This is a genomic window from Pseudoalteromonas lipolytica (assembly GCF_900116435.1).
In the GTDB taxonomy this organism is placed as follows: Bacteria; Pseudomonadota; Gammaproteobacteria; order Enterobacterales; family Alteromonadaceae; genus Pseudoalteromonas; species Pseudoalteromonas lipolytica.
This window is the reverse complement of record NZ_FPAZ01000001.1, coordinates 314,825-341,683: the sequence shown is the minus strand read 5'-3', so window position 1 is coordinate 341,683 and position 26,859 is coordinate 314,825. Positions and strand designations below refer to the sequence as shown.

27 protein-coding genes and 1 pseudogene are annotated in these 26,859 nt (G+C 41.0%); 12 read left to right on the top strand and 16 right to left on the bottom strand.

Going from position 1 to position 26,859, the window contains the following annotated elements; all coding sequences use genetic code 11:
- The first annotated feature begins 153 nt into the window (after nucleotides 1–153).
- From BM378_RS01510 to ccoG, 6 genes and pseudogenes are all read left to right on the top strand, one after another.
- Nucleotides 154–480 carry a hypothetical protein gene (locus BM378_RS01510; RefSeq protein WP_036969280.1) on the top strand — a complete coding sequence of 109 codons (327 nt, stop codon included), beginning with the start codon at nucleotides 154–156 and terminating at the stop codon, nucleotides 478–480.
- Between the two features lies 1 nt (nucleotide 481).
- The gene (locus BM378_RS01505; protein WP_036969024.1) at nucleotides 482–763 is read left to right on the top strand and encodes a YeaC family protein; all 282 of its coding nucleotides are present in this window, start codon (nucleotides 482–484) and stop codon (nucleotides 761–763) included.
- Nucleotides 753–3,434, top strand: a complete 2,682-nt coding sequence (locus tag BM378_RS01500; protein WP_074988354.1) for a DUF349 domain-containing protein — start codon at nucleotides 753–755, stop codon at nucleotides 3,432–3,434. The genes BM378_RS01505 and BM378_RS01500 overlap by 11 nt, the downstream gene beginning before the upstream one ends.
- 145 nt (nucleotides 3,435–3,579) lie before the next feature.
- Nucleotides 3,580–4,137, top strand: a complete 558-nt coding sequence (locus tag BM378_RS01495; protein WP_036969019.1) for a YceB family lipoprotein — start codon at nucleotides 3,580–3,582, stop codon at nucleotides 4,135–4,137.
- A gap of 433 nt (nucleotides 4,138–4,570) precedes the next feature.
- A complete protein-coding gene (locus BM378_RS01485) occupies nucleotides 4,571–5,980 on the top strand; it encodes a sigma-54 interaction domain-containing protein (protein WP_036969017.1) in 1,410 nt (469 codons plus the stop codon).
- A gap of 153 nt (nucleotides 5,981–6,133) precedes the next feature.
- Nucleotides 6,134–7,529, top strand: a pseudogene (gene ccoG, locus BM378_RS01480) (cytochrome c oxidase accessory protein CcoG).
- 189 nt (nucleotides 7,530–7,718) lie between these two features.
- Here ccoG and BM378_RS01475 read toward each other — a convergent pair.
- The 3 genes from BM378_RS01475 to BM378_RS01465 all read right to left on the bottom strand — a co-directional run bounded on the left by BM378_RS01475 (nucleotide 7,719) and on the right by BM378_RS01465 (nucleotide 9,882).
- Nucleotides 7,719–8,135: a hypothetical protein gene (locus BM378_RS01475; RefSeq protein WP_036969014.1), complete on the bottom strand. Its 417-nt coding sequence runs from the start codon at nucleotides 8,133–8,135 to the stop codon at nucleotides 7,719–7,721.
- Nucleotides 8,136–8,318: 183 nt separating this feature from the next.
- Complete coding sequence (locus BM378_RS01470) at nucleotides 8,319–9,224, bottom strand: M14 family metallopeptidase (protein WP_074988349.1); 906 nt, start codon at nucleotides 9,222–9,224, stop codon at nucleotides 8,319–8,321.
- Nucleotides 9,225–9,288: 64 nt separating this feature from the next.
- The gene (locus BM378_RS01465; protein ID WP_036969010.1) at nucleotides 9,289–9,882 is read right to left on the bottom strand and encodes a hypothetical protein; all 594 of its coding nucleotides are present in this window, start codon (nucleotides 9,880–9,882) and stop codon (nucleotides 9,289–9,291) included.
- A gap of 160 nt (nucleotides 9,883–10,042) precedes the next feature.
- Between BM378_RS01465 and BM378_RS01460 the strand changes: the two genes are divergently transcribed.
- Nucleotides 10,043–11,080, top strand: coding sequence for an AI-2E family transporter (locus BM378_RS01460; protein WP_036969008.1), 1,038 nt, complete (start codon nucleotides 10,043–10,045; stop codon nucleotides 11,078–11,080).
- Nucleotides 11,081–11,102: 22 nt separating this feature from the next.
- Here the strand turns inward: BM378_RS01460 and BM378_RS01455 are convergent, their stop codons facing one another.
- The 5 genes from BM378_RS01455 to BM378_RS01435 form a co-directional block, all read right to left on the bottom strand.
- A complete protein-coding gene (locus tag BM378_RS01455) occupies nucleotides 11,103–11,519 on the bottom strand; it encodes a hypothetical protein (protein ID WP_074988347.1) in 417 nt (138 codons plus the stop codon).
- Nucleotides 11,506–12,843, bottom strand: coding sequence for an ATP-binding protein (locus tag BM378_RS01450; protein WP_074988346.1), 1,338 nt, complete (start codon nucleotides 12,841–12,843; stop codon nucleotides 11,506–11,508). Before BM378_RS01450 ends, BM378_RS01455 begins: the two co-directional genes overlap by 14 nt.
- The gene (locus BM378_RS01445) at nucleotides 12,837–13,511 is read right to left on the bottom strand and encodes a response regulator transcription factor (protein WP_036969002.1); all 675 of its coding nucleotides are present in this window, start codon (nucleotides 13,509–13,511) and stop codon (nucleotides 12,837–12,839) included. Before BM378_RS01445 ends, BM378_RS01450 begins: the two co-directional genes overlap by 7 nt.
- A gap of 2 nt (nucleotides 13,512–13,513) precedes the next feature.
- Nucleotides 13,514–13,765 carry a PepSY domain-containing protein gene (locus BM378_RS01440; protein WP_074988345.1) on the bottom strand — a complete coding sequence of 84 codons (252 nt, stop codon included), beginning with the start codon at nucleotides 13,763–13,765 and terminating at the stop codon, nucleotides 13,514–13,516.
- Between the two features lie 160 nt (nucleotides 13,766–13,925).
- Nucleotides 13,926–14,225, bottom strand: a complete 300-nt coding sequence (locus tag BM378_RS01435) for a YciI family protein (RefSeq protein ID WP_036968998.1) — start codon at nucleotides 14,223–14,225, stop codon at nucleotides 13,926–13,928.
- A 175-nt stretch (nucleotides 14,226–14,400) separates the two neighbouring features.
- Here BM378_RS01435 and BM378_RS01430 point away from each other — a divergent pair, with 175 nt between their 5' ends.
- Nucleotides 14,401–15,825 carry a sodium-dependent transporter gene (locus BM378_RS01430; RefSeq protein ID WP_074988343.1) on the top strand — a complete coding sequence of 475 codons (1,425 nt, stop codon included), beginning with the start codon at nucleotides 14,401–14,403 and terminating at the stop codon, nucleotides 15,823–15,825.
- Between the two features lie 50 nt (nucleotides 15,826–15,875).
- Here the strand turns inward: BM378_RS01430 and BM378_RS01425 are convergent, their stop codons facing one another.
- On the bottom strand, nucleotides 15,876–16,514 hold the full coding sequence (locus BM378_RS01425) for a CPBP family intramembrane glutamic endopeptidase (protein WP_036968994.1): 639 nt from the start codon (nucleotides 16,512–16,514) through the stop codon (nucleotides 15,876–15,878).
- 58 nt (nucleotides 16,515–16,572) lie between these two features.
- Nucleotides 16,573–17,160, bottom strand: coding sequence for an inner membrane-spanning protein YciB (locus tag BM378_RS01420; protein ID WP_036969278.1), 588 nt, complete (start codon nucleotides 17,158–17,160; stop codon nucleotides 16,573–16,575).
- A gap of 192 nt (nucleotides 17,161–17,352) precedes the next feature.
- Between BM378_RS01420 and BM378_RS01415 the strand changes: the two genes are divergently transcribed.
- Together BM378_RS01415 and BM378_RS01410 are read left to right on the top strand one after the other, a co-directional pair.
- Entirely contained in the window at nucleotides 17,353–17,622 is a 270-nt protein-coding gene (locus BM378_RS01415; protein WP_065979805.1) for an HU family DNA-binding protein, read from the top strand.
- Nucleotides 17,623–17,759: 137 nt separating this feature from the next.
- Entirely contained in the window at nucleotides 17,760–18,332 is a 573-nt protein-coding gene (locus BM378_RS01410) for a type 1 glutamine amidotransferase domain-containing protein (RefSeq protein WP_036968990.1), read from the top strand.
- A gap of 52 nt (nucleotides 18,333–18,384) precedes the next feature.
- Here BM378_RS01410 and trpA read toward each other — a convergent pair whose 3' ends face one another.
- From trpA to BM378_RS01380, 6 genes are read right to left on the bottom strand one after another with little or no spacing between them, the layout of a single operon-like run.
- On the bottom strand, nucleotides 18,385–19,197 hold the full coding sequence (trpA, locus tag BM378_RS01405; RefSeq protein WP_074988341.1) for a tryptophan synthase subunit alpha: 813 nt from the start codon (nucleotides 19,195–19,197) through the stop codon (nucleotides 18,385–18,387).
- Nucleotides 19,194–20,378 (bottom strand): tryptophan synthase subunit beta, encoded by a 1,185-nt coding sequence (gene trpB, locus BM378_RS01400; protein WP_036969276.1) that lies wholly within the window; start codon nucleotides 20,376–20,378, stop codon nucleotides 19,194–19,196. Before trpB ends, trpA begins: the two co-directional genes overlap by 4 nt.
- 7 nt (nucleotides 20,379–20,385) lie before the next feature.
- Complete coding sequence (gene trpCF / locus BM378_RS01395; protein WP_065979806.1) at nucleotides 20,386–21,750, bottom strand: bifunctional indole-3-glycerol-phosphate synthase TrpC/phosphoribosylanthranilate isomerase TrpF; 1,365 nt, start codon at nucleotides 21,748–21,750, stop codon at nucleotides 20,386–20,388.
- Nucleotides 21,743–22,762, bottom strand: a complete 1,020-nt coding sequence (trpD, locus tag BM378_RS01390) for an anthranilate phosphoribosyltransferase (protein ID WP_074988339.1) — start codon at nucleotides 22,760–22,762, stop codon at nucleotides 21,743–21,745. The genes trpCF and trpD overlap by 8 nt, the downstream gene beginning before the upstream one ends.
- 9 nt (nucleotides 22,763–22,771) lie before the next feature.
- A complete protein-coding gene (locus tag BM378_RS01385; RefSeq protein ID WP_065979808.1) occupies nucleotides 22,772–23,377 on the bottom strand; it encodes an aminodeoxychorismate/anthranilate synthase component II in 606 nt (201 codons plus the stop codon).
- Complete coding sequence (locus BM378_RS01380; RefSeq protein ID WP_074988337.1) at nucleotides 23,377–24,945, bottom strand: anthranilate synthase component 1; 1,569 nt, start codon at nucleotides 24,943–24,945, stop codon at nucleotides 23,377–23,379. Before BM378_RS01380 ends, BM378_RS01385 begins: the two co-directional genes overlap by 1 nt.
- Before the next feature lie 437 nt (nucleotides 24,946–25,382).
- Here BM378_RS01380 and rnm point away from each other — a divergent pair, with 437 nt between their 5' ends.
- Both rnm and BM378_RS01370 read left to right on the top strand, forming a co-directional pair.
- Nucleotides 25,383–26,222 carry an RNase RNM gene (gene rnm, locus BM378_RS01375; protein WP_074988335.1) on the top strand — a complete coding sequence of 280 codons (840 nt, stop codon included), beginning with the start codon at nucleotides 25,383–25,385 and terminating at the stop codon, nucleotides 26,220–26,222.
- A gap of 9 nt (nucleotides 26,223–26,231) precedes the next feature.
- Nucleotides 26,232–26,855: an L-threonylcarbamoyladenylate synthase gene (locus tag BM378_RS01370; RefSeq protein WP_036968977.1), complete on the top strand. Its 624-nt coding sequence runs from the start codon at nucleotides 26,232–26,234 to the stop codon at nucleotides 26,853–26,855.
- The last annotated feature ends 4 nt before the right edge of the window (nucleotides 26,856–26,859 follow it).

Genomic DNA, 26,859 nt, shown 5'->3' with positions numbered 1-26,859 from the left:
CAATAAACTTAAAGTGTGGGTTAGAGCGTCTTAGTTATTACTATTTTCGAATCTTCACGATTGAATGCAATTCGAAAAAGACATCGACTCATAAAACAAGTACAATAAAGGGCGCCTAAAGGCGCCTTTTTTATGCGTAGTATGGAGAAAGATATGGCGATTATTAGTTGCCCGCAATGTGCAAAATCAATATCTGACAAACATAAACAATGTCCTCATTGTGAGTGCCAAGTCACTGAGCTGAGCAATGAGCAGTTGCAGCAAATGCAAAAAGAAACGCGCATTCGTAAACAGCAAAAGTTTATGAATCATTCTTTCCTCGCACTGATTTTATTTTTAGGGGGCTTTTTCTGTTATTACTTTATTCACCCTGAAGCAGAATCTTTAGAGTGGTATGCCTATTCGGCAGCCATGGCAGTAGGCTTTGTATGGTATATTGTAAGCCGTATCTATTTAGTTGTTTTAAAAAAGAAAAAGTAACATGAATATTGATCACATCGTTAAGAATATCACCCCAGAAGTATTTGAACGTCTTCAGTATGGCGCATCAACAGGCAAATGGCCTGATGGCACGGTATTGACTGAAGAGCAAAAACAACAAACCGTTCAACTCGTGATGCTTTATCAAGCTAAAGTTTCGCAGACCAATGAGCAGTTTACCATTGGTGCCAATGGTGAAATGGTGCAAAAGAGCAAAGCTCAATTGCAAAAAGAATTCGCATCTGAAAATGAAATAGCTAGGTTTAGTGAAAATGATCTTTAAACACCTATTTACACCGAAATGGAAACACCCTAAGAGCCAAGTTCGTTTGGCTGCTGTTGAACGCCTTGACTCAGAACGTGATGTCAACATTTTGAATAGCATCGCGCTTGAAGACAGTTCAGCAGAAATCCGTAAAAAAGCATTGAATAAAGTAAATGATATTGTTTTATGGTGGCAAGTATATAAACAAGATCAGGCATTAAAAGAGATTGCCGAACAGCATATAAATCAAGCGGTGTTAAACACCGACAGTCAGCTTGATGAGAGCATAAAAAACGAATTCATTGAACGTTTTGCACCCGTTAAAACACTTGAAAAACTCGCGTTTGCAGAAAAAGAAATTCAAGTGCGTGTTAAGTTACTAAAACGCTTAGCTAACCCAAACCTAGTTGATAAAGCTTTCAAAGAAGGAAGCGAAGAGTTACAGCTCAAATTAGTTGAACTTGTAATTCAACACCAACTGTCTAAACCACTTTTGAAACATGCTAAAGGTGAAGCGCATACGCAACTTGCTGCCCATTTAGAAAATGAGCGTTTAGCCGCTGAAATGCCGGCTAAAGTTGAAGCTGATACCCGAATTGTACTTGCTAAACTTAATGCACTGCGTGAAAAAAGTGATTTCAACCTAGTATCTCAGCAACATGCTGATTTACTACAGCAATGGCAGGCCATCGAGTTAAAGTGGCTAACGGATGAACAAGTCAACTTATTAGATAAAAAATACTCAGTCATTATCGCAAAGTTAGATACACATCTTGCGATACTTAGCAAAGAGCATGAGGCGCAGCAGCAAAAGCTTGCAGAGCAACAGCGTCAAGTGTTGGCACTGGCTACTTTAGAAGCGCTAGGCGAAGAAATTGAAAATGCATTACAGCTCGGTCTAGAGACCCCAGAACAAATACAGCAAGATTGGCTTGAAGCGAAAGTAAGTCAAGCAAAAGAGGCACTTGCTGAGACTGAGCTTGCTGACAATCAAAATGTACGTGATGTGAAACAGCATTTAGCGAATTTGTTTAAACAAGTGGAGCAGTTACCACAGTTAGTTGCTGCGATTGCTGACTATAAAGCGGCATTCGATGCTTTATCTGCGGTTACGACAAGCGACGATGAAACACAGTTTGATACGCTAAATAAAGAGTTTGAGCAGAAAAGCAAATTCGCGCGAAAAAAACTCTCGCATATCCCGTCTCGCCTACAAGGGCGCTTTAAAGCTAACTTAACGGAATGTGTGAAAGCGTGGCAACATGCTATGTTGCCATTAACGAGTAAGTTTGACAAAAACCAACAAGCCGCGAAGCGCAAAGCACGTGATGTTAAACGTTTGATTGATCAAGGTCGTTTTAATGTTGCCTTTGGTGTTTTTAAAGGATTTGAAGAGTTATATGAGACATTAACCGAGTCTTATAAGCAGCCATTAAATACATTAAAAGCAGATCTTGAGGCACAGCTAGCAGAAGCGAAAGACTGGCAAAAATATGCATCGGCGCCGAAGCGCGACGCTATTTTACAAGAGGTCAGTGAGCTTGTTGCAACGCCATGTACCGATCCTAAACAGCGTGCTGAGCAAGTTAAACAATTACGCCGTCGTTGGAATGAATTAGGTCGCTTAGATACTGATGCCGAAAAACAGCAGGGTGAACTTTTTGATCAACACATTGAAGTGTTGTTCACGCCTTGTCGTGAGTATTTTGCAGAGCAAGAGCAGTTGCGCGAGCACGCAAAAACACAGCGTTTAGATATTATTGCACAAATGCAGCAATTAGCTGAGCTTGATGCACAGACCGATGATTTTGACTGGAAACAGTTTGAAAGTAAGTATAACCGCATCAGTAAATCATGGCGTTCTGCGGGTAATGTAGACCCTAAAACGTATCGTGAATTACACAGCGAGTTCAAAACGGTTCAGTCGCAAGTGAATGCGAAGTTAGCTGCATTTCACAAAGCCAATGCGGAACAGAAAAGTGCCCTCGTTGAGCAGGCAACACTACTTTCTCAATCTGACGACCTTGCAACCGCATGTCAGCAATTAAAGGCATTGCAACAAACATGGCAAACAATTGGTTTTGCTGGCATGAAAGCAGAAAACACGTTATGGCAGCAATTTAGACGTGTCAACGATGAGACATTTGCAAAGCGTAGCGCAGAGTTTGAAATACAAAAGCAAGCTCAACAGCAGAATGATGAAGTCGCTGCAGTGGAATTAACCGAGCTTGAGTCTGCGTTAGGCAGTGTGGTTCACTTAGCACAACTTAAAGACTTAGCGGCTAAATTATCGGCATTAGACTACTCTAAATCACTTAGTGGTCGAGTTGCGCAATTAGAAAGTGCCATCGCGGCGAAAACAGAGGTGCTTGGTAAACAAGCTGAACAATCAAAGCTAGCTGCTTTGTTTAGTGCCCTAGAAGAGGGCAGTACTATACCGGCTCAATTTCAGGCTTCGTTAACAACAGCATTAACTGCGCAGCAGTTGTTGACACGTATTGAAATTTTAGCAGGGGTTGAATCAGCCGATAGCCAATTACGTATGACAGAGCAAGTTGCAATGCTTGATGATAAGCATCGTGGCGAACAGGCTGATGTTTACTACTATCTAAAACAACTTTTAGCGGTCAGTGAAGGTTCAGTTTCACCTGACACACTAGCTAGGCTTAAAGTTATATTCGCAATTTAACGATTAATAGCAATCGATTAAGGTATTTAGTTTTCTCTCAAGATAAGTGGGGTGTCATATCCTACTTATCTTGATTATTGAAAGATTAAATAAGTTAACATGGTTGATTTAAGCCGCTTTTAAAGCGGCTTTTTTGAGGAAAAAAATGAGAATTTTAATATTACTTACGTGTTTATTTTTAGGGGCGTGTAAGAGCACAGATCAAGGTGTATCTGTTTATTCATTTACAAATTCAGAAATAGAAACTGCACTTGCAAATCAGTTACCAAAACTCAGTGAACAAATTAAGTTGATGGGTTTGCCAGTTGATTTTTCAGTGAATGACTTAAGTGTTAACGTTGGTCCAGATAAACGCGACGTAGTCGTTTTAGGCGCAGACTCAAGTGCAGTGATTAAAGCGTTTGCACTTAAATACCCAGTAAGATTAAAACTAAAAATCGAGGGGAGTCCTTTCTATGACAGTGAGAAAAAAGCGGTGTTTCTTCGTAATGTGAAATTAATAGACACCACGGTCGATACTGCTGGGTTTAAAGGTAATTTAAACTTACTAGATGAGCAAGCGATGCAAGTTATAAATAGCTTTTTAGCCGTTAATCCAGTTTATAAATTAAATATGAATGACCCTAAAGTGGCACTACTAAGTAAGTTACCTTTGGATATGAAAGTATCACAGGGTGAAATTCTCTTAGTACCTACTCTCTAGAAAGGGTATCAGCAAGCAGTGTAAAAAGCGGCAAAATGCCGCTTTTTTAATGTATTGAGTGCGTCAATTTAAAAATAGTTAAGTCGTTTTTCTAAAAACGTCAGTGTAATTTTGTAAACGTCAAACTTAGTCGCCAACTGACTATCACCAATCCGTAAAAATAGATAATCATTTTGAGTGATAAAACCTGTGCCACCTGCGACAAAAATGTCTGATTTACGACTGCATGGATGCAGGAGGTAGAGCAATGCAGGAGCAATTGCCGAAAACAACTAAATAGCGACATTTTTACCTTATTATTGACGCGGTTTTATTGCCTAAACATAGACCACTTAATTAAGCCAATTGGTATAACAGTCCTTTATTACTTTACTTGTTTGCTAATCAAAAGCTTGTCATAATGCTCGTGATATTTCGCGAGTGGAACCTATGTATGATTAAGGAATTTTTAAACGACCCAACATTATTACTCAATGCGGTAGGTGAAGGGATTTATGGCTTTGACTTATCGGGCAATGCGGTGTTTGTTAACCCTGCCGCAGAGCGCATGACGGGGTGGCATGCCGATGAGTTATTAGGTAAAAAAATTCACCAATATCATCATCATACTAGAAAAGATGGCTCGCCTTATCCTGCCGACGAATGTCAGATATATTGCACCATGTTTGATGGCAAGCACCGGCATGTAACCGATGAGGTGTTTTGGCGCAAAGATGGAAGCCATTTTGCAGTAGAATACACCTCAACACCTGTCTATAAGAATGGTGAGCTGATAGGGGCTGTCGCGATTTTTCGCGACGTTTCAAAACAACAGCAAACCGAACTCGCTTTGCGTGATGCATTGGCGCAAGTACAGCACTTATCTGAACAATTACAAGAAGAGAATGCTTATCTTATTTCTGAGTTAAATGAAGATTGGCAAGATTCGGGTCTTGTTGGAAAAAGTCACTCATTTCAAACGATGCTTGAACAAATTACCCTTGTCAGCCAAACAAACAGCACAGTGCTTATTTTGGGGGAGAATGGCACAGGTAAAGAACTTGTCGCACGTAACTTACATCGTTTGAGTACGAGAGCTGAGCAACCTTTTATCAAAGTAAATTGTGCTGCATTCTCAGCAAATTTGATCGAATCTGAATTATTTGGTCATGAAAAAGGGGCGTTTACAGGCGCGAATGAACGCAGGAAAGGTCGCTTTGAGTTAGCTGATAACGGAACGCTTTTTTTAGATGAAATAGCAGAGCTACCGCTTGAATTACAGAGTAAACTTTTGAGAGTATTACAAGAACATGAGTTTGAGCGCGTAGGGGGAACACACACTTTAACTGTGAATATTCGTGTTATTGCAGCCACAAATCGAAACTTATGGCAGATGGTAGAGCAGGGAAGTTTCCGTATGGATCTCTATTACCGATTAAATGTATTTCCTATTCGCGTACCAGCATTGCGTGAGCGAAAAGAAGATATCCCCTTGCTTGCTGCTAATATTATTAACCAGCTTAATAAGCGTCTTGGCAAACACTTTAAAGGTCTTACAAAAACAACCTTGGCACAGCTTGCTAACTACGAGTGGCCTGGCAACATTCGTGAATTACAAAACATACTTGAGCGTGAAGCAATTCTATCAAAACAAAATGTTCTGCAATTATCATCTGCGTTGAGTGATAAAGACCCTGCTTCTGGTGTGGTACTTTCACTTGATGCCGCGCAAAAACAGCATATTTGTACTGTACTCAAGCAGTGTCATGGCAAAATTTCTGGTGAGGATGGTGCTGCGACATTACTTGAGTTGCCAGAAAGTACTCTGCGATCAAAAATGAAAAAGCTAGGTATTAAATACTAAGGCGCGAAATATCACGCAAGCTCGCGGTATTTCACGAAATTAAGGCGTTCTATATATTTTATATCGTTATTTTTCAATGTGTTATGTGTGTTTTGTTGTTGGCCTGATTGTTGCTCTTACTTGTTAGAACCGAGACTAACAGTAAGTAGCAAAATGAAATTAGAAATCAAAGAGCAAGACCTAATCATCAAGCCCTATAATCAAGCCCTATAATCAAGAGGGTCCCATTTATATTCGTGAGCAAAAAGGCCGTTTTCAACGTATTCGTCGATACCTTGGATGGGTTTTAATGCTTATATTTATAGCGATTCCATGGATACCTTATAAAGGTCACCAAGCAGTGCTATTAGACGTTGCGAGTCAAAAGTTTAGCTTGTTTGGCCTAACGCTATTACCCCAAGACTTTATGATTTTAGCTATGTTATTTATGACTGGTGCATTTGCCTTGTTTTTCGTTACGAATTGGTTAGGGCGAGTATGGTGTGGCTACACCTGTCCGCAAACAATCTGGATGTTAATGTTTACATGGGTTGAGCAAAAAATAGAAGGATCGAGAAACCAACGTATAAAAATGGATAAGGCACCTTGGTCGGCAACAAAAGTACAAAAAAAAGTGATTAAACATGCTGCGTGGTTACTTATTTCATTAATCACATCGATGTCTTTTATGGCGTACTTTATTCCTGCAAAGTCGTTATACATGAGTTTATTTACGCTTGAAATGTCAGGTATTGTAAGCTTCTGGGTGTTTTTATTTGCATTTTGTACGTATGGCAATGCGGGTTTTTTACGTGAAAAAATGTGTACTGTCGCCTGTCCTTACTCTCGTTTTCAATCAGTGATGTTTGATAAAGACACGTTAGTGGTAACTTATGACCAACAAAGGGGAGAAACACGTGGTGCACGTAAACGTAAAGCCGACCCTAAAGCACTTGGGCTAGGTGACTGTGTTGACTGTAATCTATGTGTTGAAGTTTGCCCTGCTGGCATCGATATTCGTAATGGCTTGCAATACGAGTGCATCAACTGTGGGTTATGTATTGATGCTTGTGATAGTACAATGGAAAAATTTAACTATCCAAAAGGGTTAATAAAATATGCTTCTGAAAAGCAAATGGATGGTGAAACGACAAATCCATTTAGGTTGAAGCTACTTGGTTATGGTGGTCTAACAGCTTTGTTTATTTTAGCTATGGTTGTATGGACAGCAATGCGTACGCCAATCGAAGCATCAGTGATAAGGGATAGAAACGCTTTATATCGGGTTAACTTTGAAGGGCTAGTTGAGAATCCTTACACGTTGTCGATTATCAATAAAACACAGCAGCCGTTAAATTATACGATTGGCATTTCAGGAATTGATGGGGCAGTGTTGCAAGTAGCAGAGTCAATTTTAATTGAAGCCGGTAAAATGAAGCGAGTGCCAGTGACTGTTGTTGCAGATGGCTATGGGTTAAAATCAAAAGTGACATCAATTCGTTTTCATATACAAGCACTGGAAGATGCGAGTATTGGCATAACGAAAGAAAGTAAATTCTACAGAGATTAAACAGTGGCTACCTATACCATTGTGCTTAATTAAGTGGTCTATTTTGAGGCAATAAAACCGCGTTGATAACAAGGCAAAAATTTAGTTATTTAGTTGTTTGAAACCAGACATTTTTAACGCAGGTAGCGACTGGTTTAATCACTCAAAAAGATTAAGTATTTTTGCACATTGGTATTAAATGGCTTGTTTTTAACAAGCCATTTCTGCTAACTCTAGTTGTTTTAGAACATAGGCCTTTGCACTGTCTAAATCATCATATAAACAGTCTAGAATTTGAATCGGTGATTGTGCTTGCGCAATTACACGCTTCATTTGGTTTAGCACAATGGATGAGCTAAATATAAACGCGGTGGCTTTACAATTGGTATCTTTCAACTCTTTTAATAAGCTGACAAAACCGTGCTCAGCATCTGGGGTAGTTGCATATAAATTTGTTGAATGACTAATGTATGCCCACGGTTTTCCAGCTAAATCGCAAATATGTTTTTTTAATCCAGCCGCGAAGTCGTTGACCAAACGTGCATTAATATTACCAGAAAATTGCCCAATAATAATGGGGCCATCAGTGATTATAGCGACACTGCCATAGTGATTCTTAAAATTCAATTTGCTTCCCTATCTAATTAAAAGAGCGCGAATTTTATACAATCTGCAGTGCGTGTCTAGCGATTTTTTGAACAATAGCGAAAAAGCATAACTTTTTCGCTATTGTTTATTTTAATTAATAATTTACCTGTATTACGTCCATATGTGTATAATTTATATGCAACATAATTGATTTATAACTAACTAATTATTAACAACGTAATCAAGTGCTCCGGTAATAGAAGCGACTTGAGCATTGATGCAAATTGTATCGTTAGCGTGTGGGCTGTCAGGGTATACCTCTGTGGTAGTAACATATTTTGCATTGGTTAAACCCATGCATAAACCCAGTTTTTTCGCCTCGTAATTTATGACGCCAAATTGAGTTTGTACAACACCAATGAGCTGGTTGTTTTCATCGCTTGGAGCAATATGTGTTACCTTTTCAACGGCTTTAATGATTGCTGTTTGAAAGGCATCCTGCGGTCGTTCACTGTCTGCAACAAGGTAAAAACCATCAGGAATGTTCCAATTATCGTGGGTTTTTGCATCTCGGGCTGCCAGCGCTGGACGAAACTCACTGTTATCGGTATCGGTTGTTTCATGCAAATCAACATGCACTAACGGCGCGATATCATGCTCTGCTAAAAAAGACATAATAGCTGCTGATTCTTCTGCGGGGCTATTTTTATAAAATGAACGATTAGGATCTGTTGCGTTCGGATTCCAGCGGTTGATTGTTTCATAACCCCATGGGCTAATACACGGCACAACCAAGATATTAAAATGTTCAAGGTAGTCAGCTGCTTTTGTTTTAGCAAAGGCTAGTGCACCATGAACGCCACTTGTCTCATAGCCATGAACACCTCCGGTTATCAGCACACACGGTTTATCTGCTTGCCAATGCTTACTTTTTAGAATGTAAAGAGGGTAGTTTTCGGTGTCATAACTTAGTGCACCATACTGCTCAATATCGAAGTGAGCTGATAAGGCGTCTAATTGTGAAACAACATCATCTTGGTAGCTTCGCTTGACAGATTGTAACTCAAGCCATGCTTTTTTATCTGCGTCGTTCCATGGCTTACCAGGGGTTCCGATAGGATAATTCATAAAATACCTTTTTGGATTTAGGTGCAAAAAAGCCAAGCTTAACGAAGCTCAGCATAGCCTGCAACTAGATAAGGTCAGTGGTAATATTTTCCTCTTCATACAGTTTTGCATGATGATGCTTATGAATATCAAACAAGTATTGACGCATAGCGTCTTCACCTTCGCAAATTTTTTCTATTTTAGCTGCAACGCCATTACTTGTGACACGCACAGGTTTTGCACTAATGACGACATGCTCATTATTAGGCAGATTAAAAGCGAGTAAAATTTCTTTATCGAGCGTTTCCTCAGCATTTTTGGGTTGCAACAATACGCCCGTGCTAGACAGTGAAATAATCAGGTATTGTTCTGTTTGCAATTCTAGGTTGGGGGTACGCCAGCTGCGTTCAATTCCTTTTGTATCGATCACTTCGGGGGCACTTAACGTGGGGGTAACTTGCCCTTTGTCGTCAACAATAAACTCAAGTGGAAACCACAATTGATAAATACCCACTTCAGCAAGTAAGGTTAGCTTGGCATTGTTTAACAGACCATTCAGCTTGTCGGGTAAATTAAAGTTAACAGATATTTTAGTGTCGGTTGTTAAATCTTTTACACCGTGTTCTGCCTCAAATAGGCTGTTGAAAAAAGAGAGCTCTTGTTCTGATAAATGTGACATTTATAACTCCTTTTAAGCGCCTTCAACGCATGGTAACTCAATATTATAATTTGTACAAATTTCGTACATATGCTAAGCACTTATTATGCCAAGTGCGTTGTGATTTATTTTGTTGCTCATTTCACTTACACTGGGGGAAATAGTTTACAAGGATTTTATTTTGTCGAGTTTGACGGGTGTTAATAAGAGTTTAGTGATATTTGCTGCATTAGTTATTGTTCTAGCAGGAATTAAAGCTGCAAGTGTGATTGTTATTCCATTTGTCTTGGCGGCATTTATTGCCATTATATGTAATCCCTTAATTCGTTTTTTTGCCCGATATGGCATCCCCAAAGCGATAGCAGTGATATTTGTAATGATGATAATTGTTGGTGTGGGGATCAGTCTTGCCGGGTTGGTTGGGCAATCGATGACAGATTTCTCGAAAAATCTCCCAGAATATAAAGCGCAATTAAAAGAAGAATTTGTGTGGGTAGTCAATGTTGCCGCGCGTTACAACATTTTGATAGACAAAGAACAAATAATATCACTGTTTGATCCAGGTAAAATAATCGATGTTGCCACTAACATGCTAACGGGGCTGGGTGGTGTAATGGCAAATCTATTTTTGATTATTCTAACCGTAGTATTCATGCTGTTTGAAGGCCCTATGTTGGGCAAAAAGATACATTTGGCATTAGATGACCCCGAAATGAAAATGAAGCAAATTGACCGTTTCTTAGACTCAATTAACTCCTATTTAGCCATAAAAACGATGGTGAGCCTAGGCACGGGTCTGCTGGCTGGTTTTATGCTTTGGGCGCTTAATGTTGATTATTTTGTGCTGTGGGGTGTTGTTGCTTTCATGTTTAACTACATTCCTAATATAGGGTCGATTATTGCCGCGATACCTGCAGTATTATTGGCGCTGATAACCCAGGGCCCGCTGGTGGCCAGTTTTATTGCCGGTGGTTATCTCGTTATTAACACTGTAATGGGAAATATTGTTGAACCAAAATTTATGGGTAAAGGCCTTGGTTTATCAACGCTGGTGGTTTTTTTATCGTTAATATTTTGGGGATGGCTCATGGGTACTGTAGGTATGTTGTTGTCGGTACCGCTTACGATGATCGTTAAAATTGCGCTAGAGACAAGTCAAGAAGGGCGCTGGCTTGCTACTTTGCTTGGTAATGGTGAAGAGTTAAAACTAGAAGATTAATAAAGGCGCTTAAGCGCCTTTTTTAATTTAATGGTCGTTGTAAAACTTTAATATGATTTTCTAAAATCTCAATCTCACAGTGTTTATAGGTAATTGCCGCTGTTGTTGCATTTGGCATTTTTTGTAAGTAGCGCCAACGACAGCTGTCTTCTAAATAACGTTCTTGGTTTTTTAAACTACGCTGAAAAATAGGCAAAAGTTGACTATTACCTGTCTCTTCTTTAATTTTTTCGATATCCATTGTAAGTTTGTTGACCCACATTTTATGGTCACGTTGTAAATCTTCAATGGTTTGATCTAAGCATTGAATATAATGCTTAGTTTCATCAGGATGATTGCCTTTAAGCACACAGTTTTGATCTGCGATTGCATGCGAGCTGAGGGCGAGTAGGCTTATTAGGGCTGATGAACTGATTAAAGAAGGTCTATTTTTTATCATGATAATTAAACTCTAAGATAAACTCTGCACCACCTAGTTTTTCAGCATCGCTGATTGTTAGTGTGCCATTGTAGGAGTTTACTAAATCGGAAACGATGGCCATACCCACCCCATGACCGCTTTCGTAAGTGTCTAGACGTGTGCCACGTGTTAATAACGATTCACGCTTATCGTGTGGGACACCCGGGCCGTCATCACAGATACTCACCGTTAACGTTTTATTTTGTATAACCTTTATATCGACCTGAGAACGGCAGGCTTTACATGCATTATCAATTAAATTCCCAAGTAGCTCCATTAAATCAGTTTTATCCCCTAAGAAGTAATCTTTTTCGCTCACCTCTGAAGTAAAAATAATATCTTTATCACGATACACTTTAGTCATTGCACTTAGGATAGAATCAATAACAGGTTTGATGTGGGTTTGCTTTTTCCACGTGTCAGATGCTCCCGTTGCAGCGCGTTTTAATTGATGTTCGATCATCACATTTATGCGGTCTAGCTGTTCTTGTGCATCTGCGTCATTGGCTAAAGGGCTCGACTTTAATACAGCCAGCGGTGTTTTTAGGGCATGCGCCAAGTCGCTGAGTGAAGCACGGTAACGTTCTTTTTGTCGCTGCTGTGATTCAAGCAAAAGGTTTAAATCGGCTTTGATTGTTTGTAGCTCAACAGGGTAAAGCCCTCTTATTTGTTGATTATCACCCGATTCAATCGCTTTAATTTCTTTATCTAACCGTTGTAAAGGTCGCGCACTCCAAACAAAGCCGATTGCCATCAATGCCGCAATGGCTACCCCCATTACATACATCCAATTGACGAGTGTTTGTTTAAAACCATCCATTAAACGCAATAGGGCGTCGTTGCGTTTGAGCAAAATGAAGCGAGCATGTTCTGATTGATCGATGTTTTCTAATATAACGGTGAGCGTTAATTGCCAGTACACAACATTATTGTACTCTACACGGCGAAAATCAGCGGAGCCTGCAGGCGCTTCAAAGTTATCGGGAATAAAATTAATATTTGTGGCTGACTCAGAATACCAGACGGGTAAATCACCTCGGTAAATCATTGCATAGGTATCTGAATTTAATCGGTTTAATTCTGGCGTTAAAATTGTGCTTGGCATCACAATACCACGCTCGGTGAAATCAACTTCAGAGATCAATGAGTAAAGGTGAGCTTCAAGGGTTTTTTCGGTCGCTTCGACTAGGGAGGCATAATAAGCTTTACCAATTGAGAAAAATAAAATGGGTAAAGCGACCAATAAAACAAAGACAAGGATAAATCCTTGCCTTACTTTAAGCGGAATTTGCGATGCTACCACTGACTTTTAAGCCTGTAACCACGGCCGCGTAATGTTTCAACAGGGTTCAATGTACCCTCAGGGTCAAGCTTTTTACGCAAACGTAAAACAAAAACTTCGATAACGTTTGAGTCAAGGTCAAAGTCTTGGTCGTATATATGCTCAGTTAACTCAGATTTTGAGATCACTTTTTGCGGATTAACCATCAAGTACTCTAACACTTTGTATTCGTATGCCGTTAAGCTTAATTCTCTATCATTAACCCAGACTTGTTGTGAGCGGGTATGGATTTTTATCGGGCCGGCTGTCATTTCTGGGTTTGCTTTACCTGCACTGCGGCGGATAAGTGCATTACAACGGGCAATTAACTCTTCAACATGAAATGGTTTTGTTAAATAGTCATCTGCGCCAGCATCTAAGCCTTCTACTTTATCTTGCCAACGGTCACGTGCTGTTAAAATCAAAATAGGGATTGTAATACCCTGAGCACGTGCTTTGTTGATTAGCTCAATACCATCAATTTTTGGTAAGCCAAGATCGACCACAGCCATATCAAGCGGGTACTCTGTAATATGAAATAAACCAGCTTCACCGTCGTGACAAAGGTCTACACTATAACGCTCTTTTTCTAGAGCATTACGAAGGTTGTCTGCTAAATGTAAATCATCTTCAATTACTAAAATTCGCATTCTTAATCCTTTTTCACTTCGCCAGTTTTTTTGTTCACGTGGACATCAACCACATGGCCGTTCGTTTTTAAAATTCTCACGGTATATATTTTTTCTTGCTCTGTGATCTTGAGGGTTCGGCCATCTTCAGCTTTTTTAGCTATAACAACAGCTTGCTTTTTAGTCACCTCAGCAGGTTGCTTGTTATTTGCAGCAGCTTGATAGCTTGAAAGTGCAAATAGTAGGCTAAAACTGAAGGCTAACAATATGCGCATGATGGGGAACTCCTAAACCAGACCCTTTTAGTTTAATTAACCAATTAACTAAAACTCAAGTAAAAACGTTAAATTAAGTGATTCAACGAGCAAATTTTAGTTAATAAGCAGTGAACAAACACTGAATTGTTGCTTCAGTTAAGTTCAGGCCTAAAAGGGCTTAACCAAATACTTTTTTAAACGGCTTAACCACAGAATTATCATAAACGCCCGCAGCGATATAAGGATCGTTGGCTGCCCATTCGCGAGCCGCTTCTAATGATTCAAACTCTGCAACGACTAAAGAGCCAGTAAATCCAGCTTCGCCAGGATCTTCATTGTCAGTTGCTGGCAATGGGCCTGCAGTGAATAATCGGTTTTGATCGGCTAACTCTTGCAGGCGAGCTAAGTGAGCAGGACGTGCAGACTTACGTGCCTCTAAACTATTTTCAACATCTGTTGAATAAATCATATACAACATGGTGTGTTCCCAAAGTAATTTTTGAAAATAGTAGCATATTCTTGTCAATAGACGAGAAGTTATTCGCGTAATAATCTTTACAGCTGGGCATATAGCTTTAACTTATAAAGCTTGAAATACGCGGTGTAACACTGGTAGAGTCGCGGGATTGAAAAAATAATAATAAGGTTTTTAAATGAGCGAAAAACGCGAGCATTTTAGCTCCCGCCTCGGTTTTATTTTAGCGGCAGCGGGTTCTGCTGTAGGAATTGGTAACTTAGTGGGTTTTCCAGTTTCGGCAACTAAAAATGGCGGTGGCGCTTTCCTTTTAGTTTATGCACTGTTTGTCATTTTTATTTGTTTACCGGTAATGATGGCCGAAATGGCAATGGGTCGCAAGGCGCAAAAAGATCCCCTTGGTTCGTACAAGCTTTTAGCGGGTAATGAGCCTAAATGGAACTTTGCAGGCTTTTTAGCAGTATTAACGCCATTTATGATTGCTGTTTTTTATATGGTAATCACAGTGTGGATTTTTGGTTATTTATCGCAAACTGCATTGGGTAATTTAGATGCACTCGCTCAGCCAGATAATTTTGGCACGTTTATAAACAGTTATACTGTGTTTGGTTACATGGCTGTTGTCGCCATTATTGTAAATTTAATTCTGGTGGGTGGTGTTAAAGAAGGTATTGAAAAAGCCGCGAAGTTTATGATGCCAGCGCTTTTTGTACTTTTAACGGCCTTAGTTGTTTATGTATTAACCCTTGATAATGCTATGGCGGGTGTTAAATATTACATCGTTCCAGATTTTAGTAAAATGGATGCTAGCGTATTAAATGGGGCATTGGCTCAAGCGTTTTTCTCTTTATCGTTAGGTATGGGTATCTTAATGACCTATGCGTCGTATATTTCTAAGAAAGATGACATTGTTGGCAGTGCAAAAATGGTCGCGGTCACGGATTCATTAGTGGCATTTATTGCTGGTCTTATGGTGTTACCTGCTATTTTTAGTTTTAACCCAAATACAGATCCAAGTACGTTATCAGACTCATCAGTATCAATGATTTTTGTGTACTTACCCAAAATTCTGTTAGCTCTTCAAGCTGACATCGGATACTTTGGTGCGTCGGTCGTTGCTTTTGTATTTTTCTTATTGGTGTTTTTTGCCGCAATTACGTCATTAGTTTCAATTGTTGAAGTACCAACAGCAACGCTAAGCGATCGTAAAGGTATTAGCCGTAAAAAAGCGTTAGCTATTTTAACGCTTTCAACAGGTGTTTTAACGGTTTTATGCACCATGTCGTTTGGTATGGTGGAGTCGTTAACGTCGTTTGTAAATTATGGTGGCGCAGATAAAAGCTTATTCGATATTGTTTATGACGTGTTCTACGATACTATTTTGCCGCTGAATGGTTTAATGGTGTGCTTGTTCGTTATGTATCGCTGGAAAAAAGCAAATCTATCTGAAGAGTTAAGCCAAGGTTGTGAAGGTTATATAGGCAGCTTTACAGAAAAGTATGTGAACTTCTCTTTATCAACATTTATTCCGGCTATTTTATTGCTTATATTTGTAAATACTGTCGCAACGAAGTTCTTTGCATTTAGTATTTTCGGATTTTAAAAACCCGTTCGTTATTGAGCCGCGCACCTTGCGCGGCTTTTTTATATTCGCTAAATAGCCCCTGCATCTAAAACATCACCCAGTCCCAAAGTAAACATCCAAAGCCCCCATAAGCTGTGCTCGATAACACAAACAAAAGTGGAGCGGCTTTTCGCATATGTATAGGAGAACAACAGGCCGCCCATAAAGGCAAGCAGTACCGCAAGTACATTGGCATAGACAATATGAGCGAGGGCAAAGACTGAAGCACTCACAAAAATCCGCACTGTTTTGCTTGGCATAATGCGTTTATAACGGTGAAAAAAATACGTCCTAAAAATCAGCTCTTGTGGCATCACAGATAAAATAGGATAAAGCAGCAACAATAACAGCCAGTCGTTGAATGAGTTTCGGGGTAATGAAAACCAATTTTCTTGATTTATGATGCCGTAAAACATACCTGAAAAGAGTGCACCTAAAAAGAAAAAGCTAAATAGCCTGCGCTTAACGGCACTAAATTGACCAAGACTGGTTAGACGAAAGCGCTTAAAGTGGGGGTCTGATAACAGTAACATCCCGCAGACACTCATTAAAATGATTAGGGCGGGTATCAGCCAATTCGCAAGGTGTGCGCGTAACAAGAAGCCTAAAAGCGGAAGCGAAACAAATATGAGGGTAAATTCAAACCAGCGGTATTGATTGGCGTTCAATGTCGTCTCAGCGCGTTTTTTGTTTACGTTACCAAGCTAAGACGACAGTTTTATGACATTACAGTTCTTTCGTATCGGTGTTTTCGTCATCTTCGGGTAAGTATTTGAACAGCAGGATAATGGTCGCAAGTACGCAAACAAAGGTGATACCCATTAAACCAAATACTTTAAAGTTAACCCAAAAATCGAGTGAAAAATTATAAGCAATATAAATATTAAGTGCTGAGATACCCGCTGTAACAGCCACCCAGAATAAATTTAGTTTATTCCACAACGAGTCGGGAACAATGACTTCTTGTTTACTTTCTGAGGCATTTTCTAAAATTGAACTCAATGCTTTTTTTACGAGGTTTTTACCAAGTACATAACGGCTAAATAATAAGGTGAAACTTAAAATTGCGTATACAATTGTGGCTTTCCATTTTACAAATTGCTCATCATGGAAAACTAACGTTAATGTTCCTAGCACGACGGCAATAGCAAAAAAGACCCAGTGGCGAGTCGGTACTTTACCTTCCTTAAAATAACAATACGCAACTTGTATCAAGGTAGTTAGCATAAGTACTGCTGTTGCCCAGTAAATATCAACGAGTTTGAAAACCGCAAAAAACAGAATCAGCGGAATATATTCAATAATTGCATGCATAGATTTTAAAATGCTCTCATTTAAAAAGATAATGGGTTGTATCAATATATTGGCTAAGATACAAGGTTGACTTAGCTTTCCTTAACGCTTAGCCTGCCGAGCCAATTTAACCTAAACCCGTGTTTAGGTTGTTTTACCTTATCTTTTTCCGCTTAACCTTAGATGATTAAGCGGCGTATTTTGGAGCAGTTTATGAATAAAGCCGCCTTAGTGTCACAAATGGCAGCCCACAGTGAATTAACTAAAAAAGACACCCAAGCAGCGCTGAATAGTATGTTAAATGCCATTGAAAAATCACTCTCAGAAGGTGATCAAGTACAAATTAACGGGTTTGGTACCTTTGCTTTAAGTTATTACCCAGCACGTAAAGGCCGCAATCCACAAACGGGTGAAGAAATTGAAATTGAAGGCGCAAATAAACCTGTTTTTAAGCCTGCTAAAGCCTTAAAGGATATTCTTTAAGTAGGATTTGCAAAGGCACTGTAGTATTTACAGAGGTTGTCGCAACTCATTAAATATAATTTGAATAATATCAATGTATTAAGCTTGGCATGTTGTCTGCTTTTACTGGTGTAGTTTCACAGTAATAAGGAGGTAACATGTCAGATTTAAACAGCCAACTTAATGGTAAAAAGATTGCAATTCTAGCCACCAATGGCTTTGAACAAAGCGAACTACTGTCACCACGAAGCGCTTTATTAGAAGCTGGGGCGCTAGTCGAAGTGGTATCTCTTGAACGTGGGGATATTACAGGCTGGAATGAAAATCAATGGGGGGAACGTGTCACTGTAGACCGTGTTGTGAGTGAAGCTGACTCAACGGAGTATGACGCGTTATTACTGCCAGGTGGATTATTTAATCCAGATACGTTACGACAAGATAGCGATGCAAAAGCATTTGTGGATGGCTTCTTCAGTGCCGGTAAGAACAAACCGATTGCGGCGATATGCCACGGCCCATGGTTATTAGCCGAGATTAACAAATTACGTGATCGGAAAGTGACCTCTTATCCGAGCATTAAAACCGACTTAATTAATGCAGGTGCCAATTGGGTTGACCAAGAAGTGTGTGTCGACGAAGGGATTGTAACAAGCCGCAGTCCTGCTGACTTAGAGGCGTTCAATCGTAAGTTTATTGAGGAAATAAAAGAAGGCGTTCATCGTCATCATTAGTCATAAGCAGCAAAAAAGGGCCACAGGGCCCTTTTTTAATATTGGTTGCGCGTTACTTCGTTGCCGCTTTCATACTGGCAACAAACGCCTTTAAACCACTTTGCATTGCTGCTTGGTCGTCAAGGTTTGCTTCGATGATTTTTACAACCGCAGAGCCTGAAATTGCACCAGCAGCACCCGATTCAAGCGCCGATTTCACATCGTCAGGTGTTGATACACCAAAGCCGAGCAAAGCAGGGGCAGCATGGTACTCTTTTAACTTTTTAACCAATGAATCAGCAGGCATTTGTGCTTTGGTTTCAGTGCCCGTAACCCCAGCGCGTGAAAGCAAGTAGGTATAACCACGCCCGTATGATGCACACTGACGTAAGGTGTCGTCATCGGCATTCGGGGTTGCGATAAAAATTGGGTCAATGCCATTTTTCATTGCCGTTTGACGAAACAGCTTTGATTCGTGCAGCGGCACGTCAGCCACTAAAATTGAATCAACACCGGCGTCTTTTGCATCGTGATAGAACTTTTCGATGCCCCGCTTAAACACAAGGTTTGAATACAGTAATAAACCGATGGGAATGTCGGCATTGTATTCACGTACTTGTTTAATAATATCAAAACAGTCTTGGGTATTTATGTTCTCATCAAGTGCGCGAATGTTCGCTGCTTGAATAACTGGGCCATCGGCAATTGGATCTGAAAACGGGATACCTAGCTCAAGCGCATCTGCGCCGCCATCTATCAAACTTTTGATGATTTCAACACTGAGCTCTTTATTAGGATCGCCAATGGTGACAAAGGGCACAAACGCACCTTGGTTTGTCTCGTTTAATGTGGCGAACATGTTTCCGTAACGATTAGTTTGGCTCATAGCGCGCCTCCTTCTGATAAAACACTGTGAACGTGAGCCAAATCTTTATCGCCTCGGCCACTTAAATTAACCACTAAAATTGTGTCTTCGGTTTGTTGCTCGGCATATTTCAGTGCATAAGCCAGTGCATGACTTGATTCTAGCGCAGGGATGATCCCTTCATTTTTAGCAAGGAGCTGAAATGCTTCAAGTGCTTCGGTATCGGTAATACCGACGTACTGAGCTCGGCCCGTTTCATGTAAATGAGCGTGTTGAGGACCCACAGCAGGGTAATCAAGGCCAGCAGAAACAGAGTAAGACTCTTCAATTTGGCCATCATTATCTTGCATAATGTACGTATAGGTGCCGTGTAAAATACCTTTCGTGCCTTTACATAAAGTAGCACCGTGCTGGTGGGTATCTAAGCCTTTACCCGCAGGCTCTACACCAATGAGTTTTACACTTGGCTCATCGATAAAATCAGTGAACATACCAATGGCATTTGAGCCACCCCCTACACAGGCTAATACGGCATCAGGCAAACGGCCTTCTGCTTTTAATACTTGCTGTTTTGCCTCTTCGCCGATCATTTTTTGGAACTCGCGAACCATGGTCGGGAATGGATGCGGGCCTGCTGCTGTACCTAGCAAGTAATGGGCATCTTTGTAGTTTGCAGACCAATCACGAAGTGCTTCGTTTACTGCGTCTTTTAACGTACCAGAACCGGCTGTTACGGGTATAACTTCTGCGCCCATTAACTTCATACGAAACACGTTAGGCTGCTGACGCTCAACATCTTTTGCACCCATATAAACGCGGCATTTTAAACCAAGTAGGGCACACGCAAGTGCTGTTGCAACACCGTGCTGACCAGCCCCTGTTTCTGCAATCACTTCTTTTTTACCCATGCGTTTTGTTAATAACGCTTGGCCCAGTACTTGGTTGGTTTTGTGTGCACCACCGTGAAGGAGATCTTCACGCTTTAAATACAATTTAACCTTGGGGTTTTTTATTAAGTTTCGGGTTAACGTTAATGGCGTTGGACGACCTGCGTACTCATTCAATAATTTTTCAAATTCTGCCTGAAAAGCAGGATCGTTTTGTGATTTATTAAACTCTGCTTCTAATTGCTTAAGTGCTGGTACAAGCAGTTGTGGTACGAACATACCACCAAATTCACCGAAATAAGCTGGATTTTGCATTCTAACCTCAATAATTTCTGATATGCGAAAACGCATTGTGTAATTTTGTTGGGCATTTTTTACCTGCTGACGCTTCTACGCCAGAATTTAGGTCAAGCCCCTTGGCACCGCGATAAAGCGCTGCATGAATATTCTCTGGATTTAAGCCGCCCGCTAACATAAATGGCACTGTGGCTGTGTCTAATATTGACCAATCAAAGGCTTCGCCAGTGCCACCTTTTTGGGTTTTGCTGTATGTGTCGTATAAGTGGCGGTCAACCCCTTCAAGCGGTTTTGGTAAAGTGCCATTTACCGCTTGCGCTTTCCAAATCTCACAGCCAAGTGGCAACTGCTTTCTGAGACTTTGAATATACTCGCTATTCTCATCACCATGTAATTGGACGGCGGCTAATTTTAGGCTTTGTGCGTAGTCAACGACTTGTTCAAGTGGTGCGTTAACAAACACGCCAACATAGGCAAGCGGGGCACTTTGTGTCACTTGTTTTGCGCAGTCAATATCAACATAACGAGGCGATTTAGGGTAAAAAATTAACCCTCCATACACCGCACCACTTTGATAAGCAGCCTCAGCATCTTGTGAACGGGTTAAACCGCACACTTTATTTTCACCTAAAATCACCTTGCGGCAAGCTGCGTCTAAATCGCGTTCAGCCATGAGTGAACTGCCAATTAAAAAGCCGTCACATAAAGGAGCAAGGCGTTTTACATCGTTGTGTGTGTATATACCAGACTCTGAAATAACTACTTTGTCGTTTGGTATTAAGGTGCGTAAGCGTTCAGTGGTTGCCAAGTCAGTACTTAAATCACGCAGGTCTCTGTTGTTGATGCCAATCAAACGAGCATTCAGTGCAAGTGCACGGCTCACTTCTTCTTCGTTGCTAACCTCAGTCAGCACCGACATATTTAAAGTATCTGCGACGTTATGCAGTGCTAAGTATTGCTCATCATTGAGTACTGACAGCATTAATAAAATGGCATCACCGCCTGATAACCGCGCCAAATACACTTGGTACTCATCGATGAAAAAGTCTTTACAAATAATCGGCTGCTCAACCTGACTGCGCACATACTCAAGGTAGTGATAGCTTCCTTGAAAATATTTCTCGTCGGTTAATACGCTTATACAGGTTGCGTATTTTTTATAGACTGCTGTAATTTCATCTAAGTTAAACGGTTCACGGATAAGCCCTTTAGAAGGCGATGCCTTTTTACATTCTAAAATAAATTGTGTGCCTTTTGCCGCCAGCGCACCTTCAAAATTACGGGTGGTTGGCACAACATCCGCAATGAATGATGTAAGTGGACGCTGTGCTTTTCTGGTTTCAAGTTCGATACGTTTGTCGGCAACAATTTTGTCTAATACGTTAGCCATGACTTACCTCAATAATTGCGTTCAATGTGTTCATCGCGCTGCCAGATGCTAACAACTCGGTTACGTGTTTCGCGGCTGTTTTTAAGTCGCTTGCTTTGCCTGTTAGGTAAAGTAGCGCTGCAACGTTGGCAATAATGGCTGCGTTGTGAGCGTCTTCCCCTTGGCCTTGTAAAATCGCTAAACTGGCTTTCGCATTATATTCTGGGCCTTGACCTGCTAATTGTTCAAGTGAATAGTTTGCAAGACCAAAATCGTTTGCTGTCAGCGTGTACTCGGTTAGCTTGCCATCATTGAGCTCAACGACGTTGGTTTCGCCGTGTAGTGCAATTTCGTCGGTACCGGCTCCATGCACTACCATAGCGCGTTGCGTGCCGAGGGTTTTTAGGGTTTCGGCCATCGGTAAGCAAAGAGATGCATCGTAGACACCAAGCAATTGCACGTGGGGTGCGGCTGGGTTGGCAAGCGGACCTAAAATATTAAAAATAGTGCGGCTTTTCAGGGCCGTACGTACCCCCATCGCATGACGCACACCGCTGTGATAATGCGGGGCAAATAAAAATGCAAAGCCAGTGTTTTCTAAGCATGTGGCAGCTTGCTCTGGGCTCATATCAATATTGATGCCCAAGGCTTTTAGTAAATCAGCTGACCCCGAGTTACTCGATACGCTACGGTTGCCATGTTTTACCATATTGATACCCGCAGCTGCGGCAACAATGGCAGCCGTGGTACTTATATTAATCGTATTTGAGCCATCGCCACCGGTACCGCAGCTATCGGCTAACAGTGTTTTACTGGTGGTAAATGGCACTGCATTGGCGCGCATAGATGCTGCAGCGCCAGCGATTTCGTCGCTCGTTTCACCTTTAAATTTTAACGCGATAAGTGCAGCAGTTAGCTCTATATCATTTAATTGGCCATTCATTATTGCATCGAATAAGGCACTTGATTGCTCAAACGATAAGTGTTGATTGGCCAATAATTGGTTTAACGGGGATAGGGTTGTTGCTTCCATGTTATTCCTCTACTGCACGCGTGCGGTTAAAAACTCAATACTTTGCTGTAATAGCAAGGCGCCGTTTGGCGTTAAAATCGATTCTGGATGAAACTGGTAACCAAGTGCATTATCTTGCGGGTGATAAATTGCCATTGGAATATTTTCATACGAGGCAATGACATCGACTGCGTCTGGCACTTTAGTTGCCATGAGTGAGTGATAACGCGCTACTGGCATTTTTTCACCCATCCCTGCAAATACAGGGTGATCAGACAACGCAATAATCGACGATTTACCATGTACGGTTTCACCTGCATGGCCAATCACGCCACCATAACTTTGTGTTAATGCTTGTTGGCCTAAACAAATACCTAGCATTGGGAAACGTCCCTTACAAAGCTCAATTAATGCCATTAAGCAGCCCGCATCTGAGGGGGCTCCCGGCCCAGGTGATAACACGAGTAATACTGGCACAGTTTCTTGGCACATTTTGTTATAAATGCTTTGTGCACTGATATTGTTACGGTATACCACTAACTCGCACCCTAACATAGAAAGTTCATCGACTAAGTTATAACTAAATGAATCAAAGTTATCTAAAAAGTAGATTTTATAGGCTGATGGTGTGTTCATTATTGTGCCTCATAAGTCGATTGAATTGCGGTAATCACTGCTTGTGCTTTAGCGCGCGTTTCATTGGCTTCTGACTGCGGGTCTGAATCAAACACCACGCCAGCACCTGCCTGTACATAAGCCATGCCGTTTTTCACAAAGGCTGAGCGAATTACAATACAGCTGTCCATCGCACCATCACCGGTTAAATAACCAACTGCACCACCGTAGCTACCACGGCGCTTTTGTTCTGTTTGACGTACAAGTTCAGCGGCTCGTACTTTGGGAGCACCGACTAAGGTGCCCATATTCATACATGCTTGATACGCATGCAGGGCATCAAGTTCAGGTTTTAATGTACCGACCACGCGTGAAACTAAATGCATCACTTGTGAGTAGCGGTCTACTTTTAATAGCTCTTTGGCATGGCGTGTACCCGGCACGCTTATGCGGGCGACATCGTTACGGGCTAAATCAACCAGCATTAAATGTTCAGCGCGCTCTTTTTGGTCGTTACGTAGTTCAAGTTCAATGCGGCTGTCTAAATCTGGGTTTATTTGTCCATTGGCAAATTTACCGCGTGGACGAGTACCTGCAATTGGATACACTTCAACTTGCTTGCTATCAACACAATATTTAAGTGCTGACTCAGGCGATGCACCAAATAACACAAACTCTTCGTCGCGCATGTAAAACATGTAAGGACTGGGGTTTTGTTGCTTAAGTTGGCTGTAGGCATGAAGTGAATCTGGGCAGGCAAGAGAAAAAGTACGTGATGGTACGACTTGGAAGATATCGCCATCGACAATGTTCTTTTTTAATTTGATGACATGCTCGCAGTATTGCTCATCGCTGACATCAACCGAGACAGGGCTTGCACCGTTTTGCTTTTGTCCTTGGTATTGCACTGCGTTGTCACATACGCTGTTCAAGCGTTCTAGCTGCTGACCGACTTCGAAGCAGTTGGCATGCACTTCTGGGCCGTTAAACACATTACCAATCAACTCGGTGGTTTTGGCTTGATGGTCAATTATCACAAGTGTTTCGGCTAAATAGAAAACATAGTCTGGGCAGCTGTTTTCACCTTCAGGTACGTCAGACAGCGTTTCAAAATTTGCGACCATGTCGTAGGCAAACACCCCGCCAAGAAAGACTGAAAAAGGGTTGTCTGTGGTGCTTTTTATACTGTTTATACAGCTACGAAGAGCGCTAAAAGCATTGTCGGCAATCAGTTTGCTGGCTTCGTCAATATCGATCGCTACTTCGTTGTAGGTCAATGTGAGTGTGTCTTCAATAAGCACAGCATCGCAGTTTTGCACATGGCTTTGTAAATAAGGTAGTAATTGTTTGCCGTTATTTGACTGTGCTGTCAGTGTGACGTGTTTACCATGGCAAACAATACGTAGCGCTGAGTCAACCAAAATTAGGCTTTTGACACTGTCTTTAGAGTCAATTTCTGCAGACTCTAACAGCAGTGAATTGGGTTTATCGAGTAAACTGTATAATGCAAGTGGGCTACTAATGTAGTCACGCACTTGAGTGATACTGGTTACCTCACCCGGTGTCGTTGTTATATGACTAAAAATCAAACCTTATTCTCCCTCATTCCCAAAAATAAAAACCCCGCAAAGCGATGCTTAAGCGGGGTTCGTATAATAATGTCTATAAATTAGATAGACCCTTACCGTCCCGCTAAGCCAGGCGCCACCCCCAATGATGTGTAAGAGTTGCTATGTTATTCATTTATAAAACCTTAAAATTTAGATATAAAAAAACCCGCTACATGAGCGGGTTTTGAAATCGTATAGACACGACAATTCGTCACCCGCTATTTACGAGTGCCACCACCAAATTGTGATTTGAATTGTTTTGTTCATTGTTATTTCTTTTTCAACGTGTCTTAAAGTGCATACAGTAAAGCGTACCTGAGCCGATACTGTCAAGCATTAATTTACAACAATTAGTATAAAATCTTTGTTATACTCCTATCAATGATTCAAGAACTTACGTTAAGCAGTCTTTTCCTTTGATAAAATACGATTTACATAGCCACACCACATATTCTGATGGTCAGCTATCAGTCGAGCAACTATTACACCGCGCGGTTGAAAAAAATATAGATGTGTTCGCAATTACCGATCACGACACATTGGCGGCGATAGCCCCTGCACGTGACATCATTGCGAATGACGATTTACCGCTTAAATTAATTGCCGGTGTTGAAGTGTCAACTAAGTGGGAAAGCTTTGAAATTCATATTGTTGGTTTAAATATCGACGATGAGAATGAAGCCTTGATTTCGCTATTAAGCTCGCAACAGGCGAAGCGTGAAGAGCGTGCTATCGAGATAGGTCATCGCCTCGCAAAAAATGGCTTTGAAGGTATTTATGACGAAGCGAAAGCATTTGCCGACAATGCCCAAATTACCCGCGGGCACTTTGCTCGCGCACTCATTGAGCGCGGCGTAGCCAAAAACTTTCCAGGTGTCTTTAAAAAATACCTAGGCCGTGGCAAAACAGGCTATGTACCAAGTTGCTGGTGCGATATGCAAACGGCGATAGCGGCTATTCATCAAGCGGGTGGGGTGGCTGTTCTGGCGCATCCTGGTCGTTATCAAATGTCGAATAAGTGGTTGCGTAAGTTGATAGTCGAGTTTAAAAACGCGAGGGGCGATGCAATGGAAGTTGCACAACCCCAGCAAGCACCAAGTGAACGCCAGTTTTTAGGTGAGCTTTCTAGAGAATATGATTTACTCGCCTCACAGGGGTCAGACTTTCATTTTCCTACAAGCTGGTTGGAGCTGGGAAAAAATTTATACTTACCCAAAGATTGCCAAGGTGTTTGGCAAGCGTGGGAAGGGCAATAGGAGCGTGTAATGAGTCAGTTTTTTCATATCCATCCAGATAATCCACAACCGAGATTAATTAGTCAAGCTGTTGATATTATTAAACAAGGTGGAGTTATCGTGTACCCAACTGATTCGGGTTATGCGATTGGTTGCAGTATTGGTAATAAACAAGCAAAAGAGCGCATAGAACGTATTCGAGGCATTGAAAAACACCATAATTTTACCTTGGTATGTCGCGATTTATCTGAGCTCTCAACATATGCACGTGTAGACAATCAGCTGTTTAGGCTGATTAAAAATAACACACCAGGACCGTACACCTTTATTTTTAAAGGAACCAAGGAAGTTCCTAAACGTTTACTAAACGAAAAGAAAAAAACCATTGGTATTCGCGTTATTGAACACCCGATTACATGTGCCTTATTGGCTGAATTAGGGGAGCCGTTGATGTCGTGTTCCTTAATTTTACCGGGTGAGCAATTCACCGAAGCTGATCCCGATGAAATTCGTGATCGCATCGAAAAGCAAGTTGATTTAATTATTCATGGTGGTTATCTTCCTGAACAGGCCACTACAGTGATTGATTTATCAGATGATGATATCGAAATTTTACGTGTTGGTTGTGGCGATACTAAACCGTTTGAAATATAGAGAC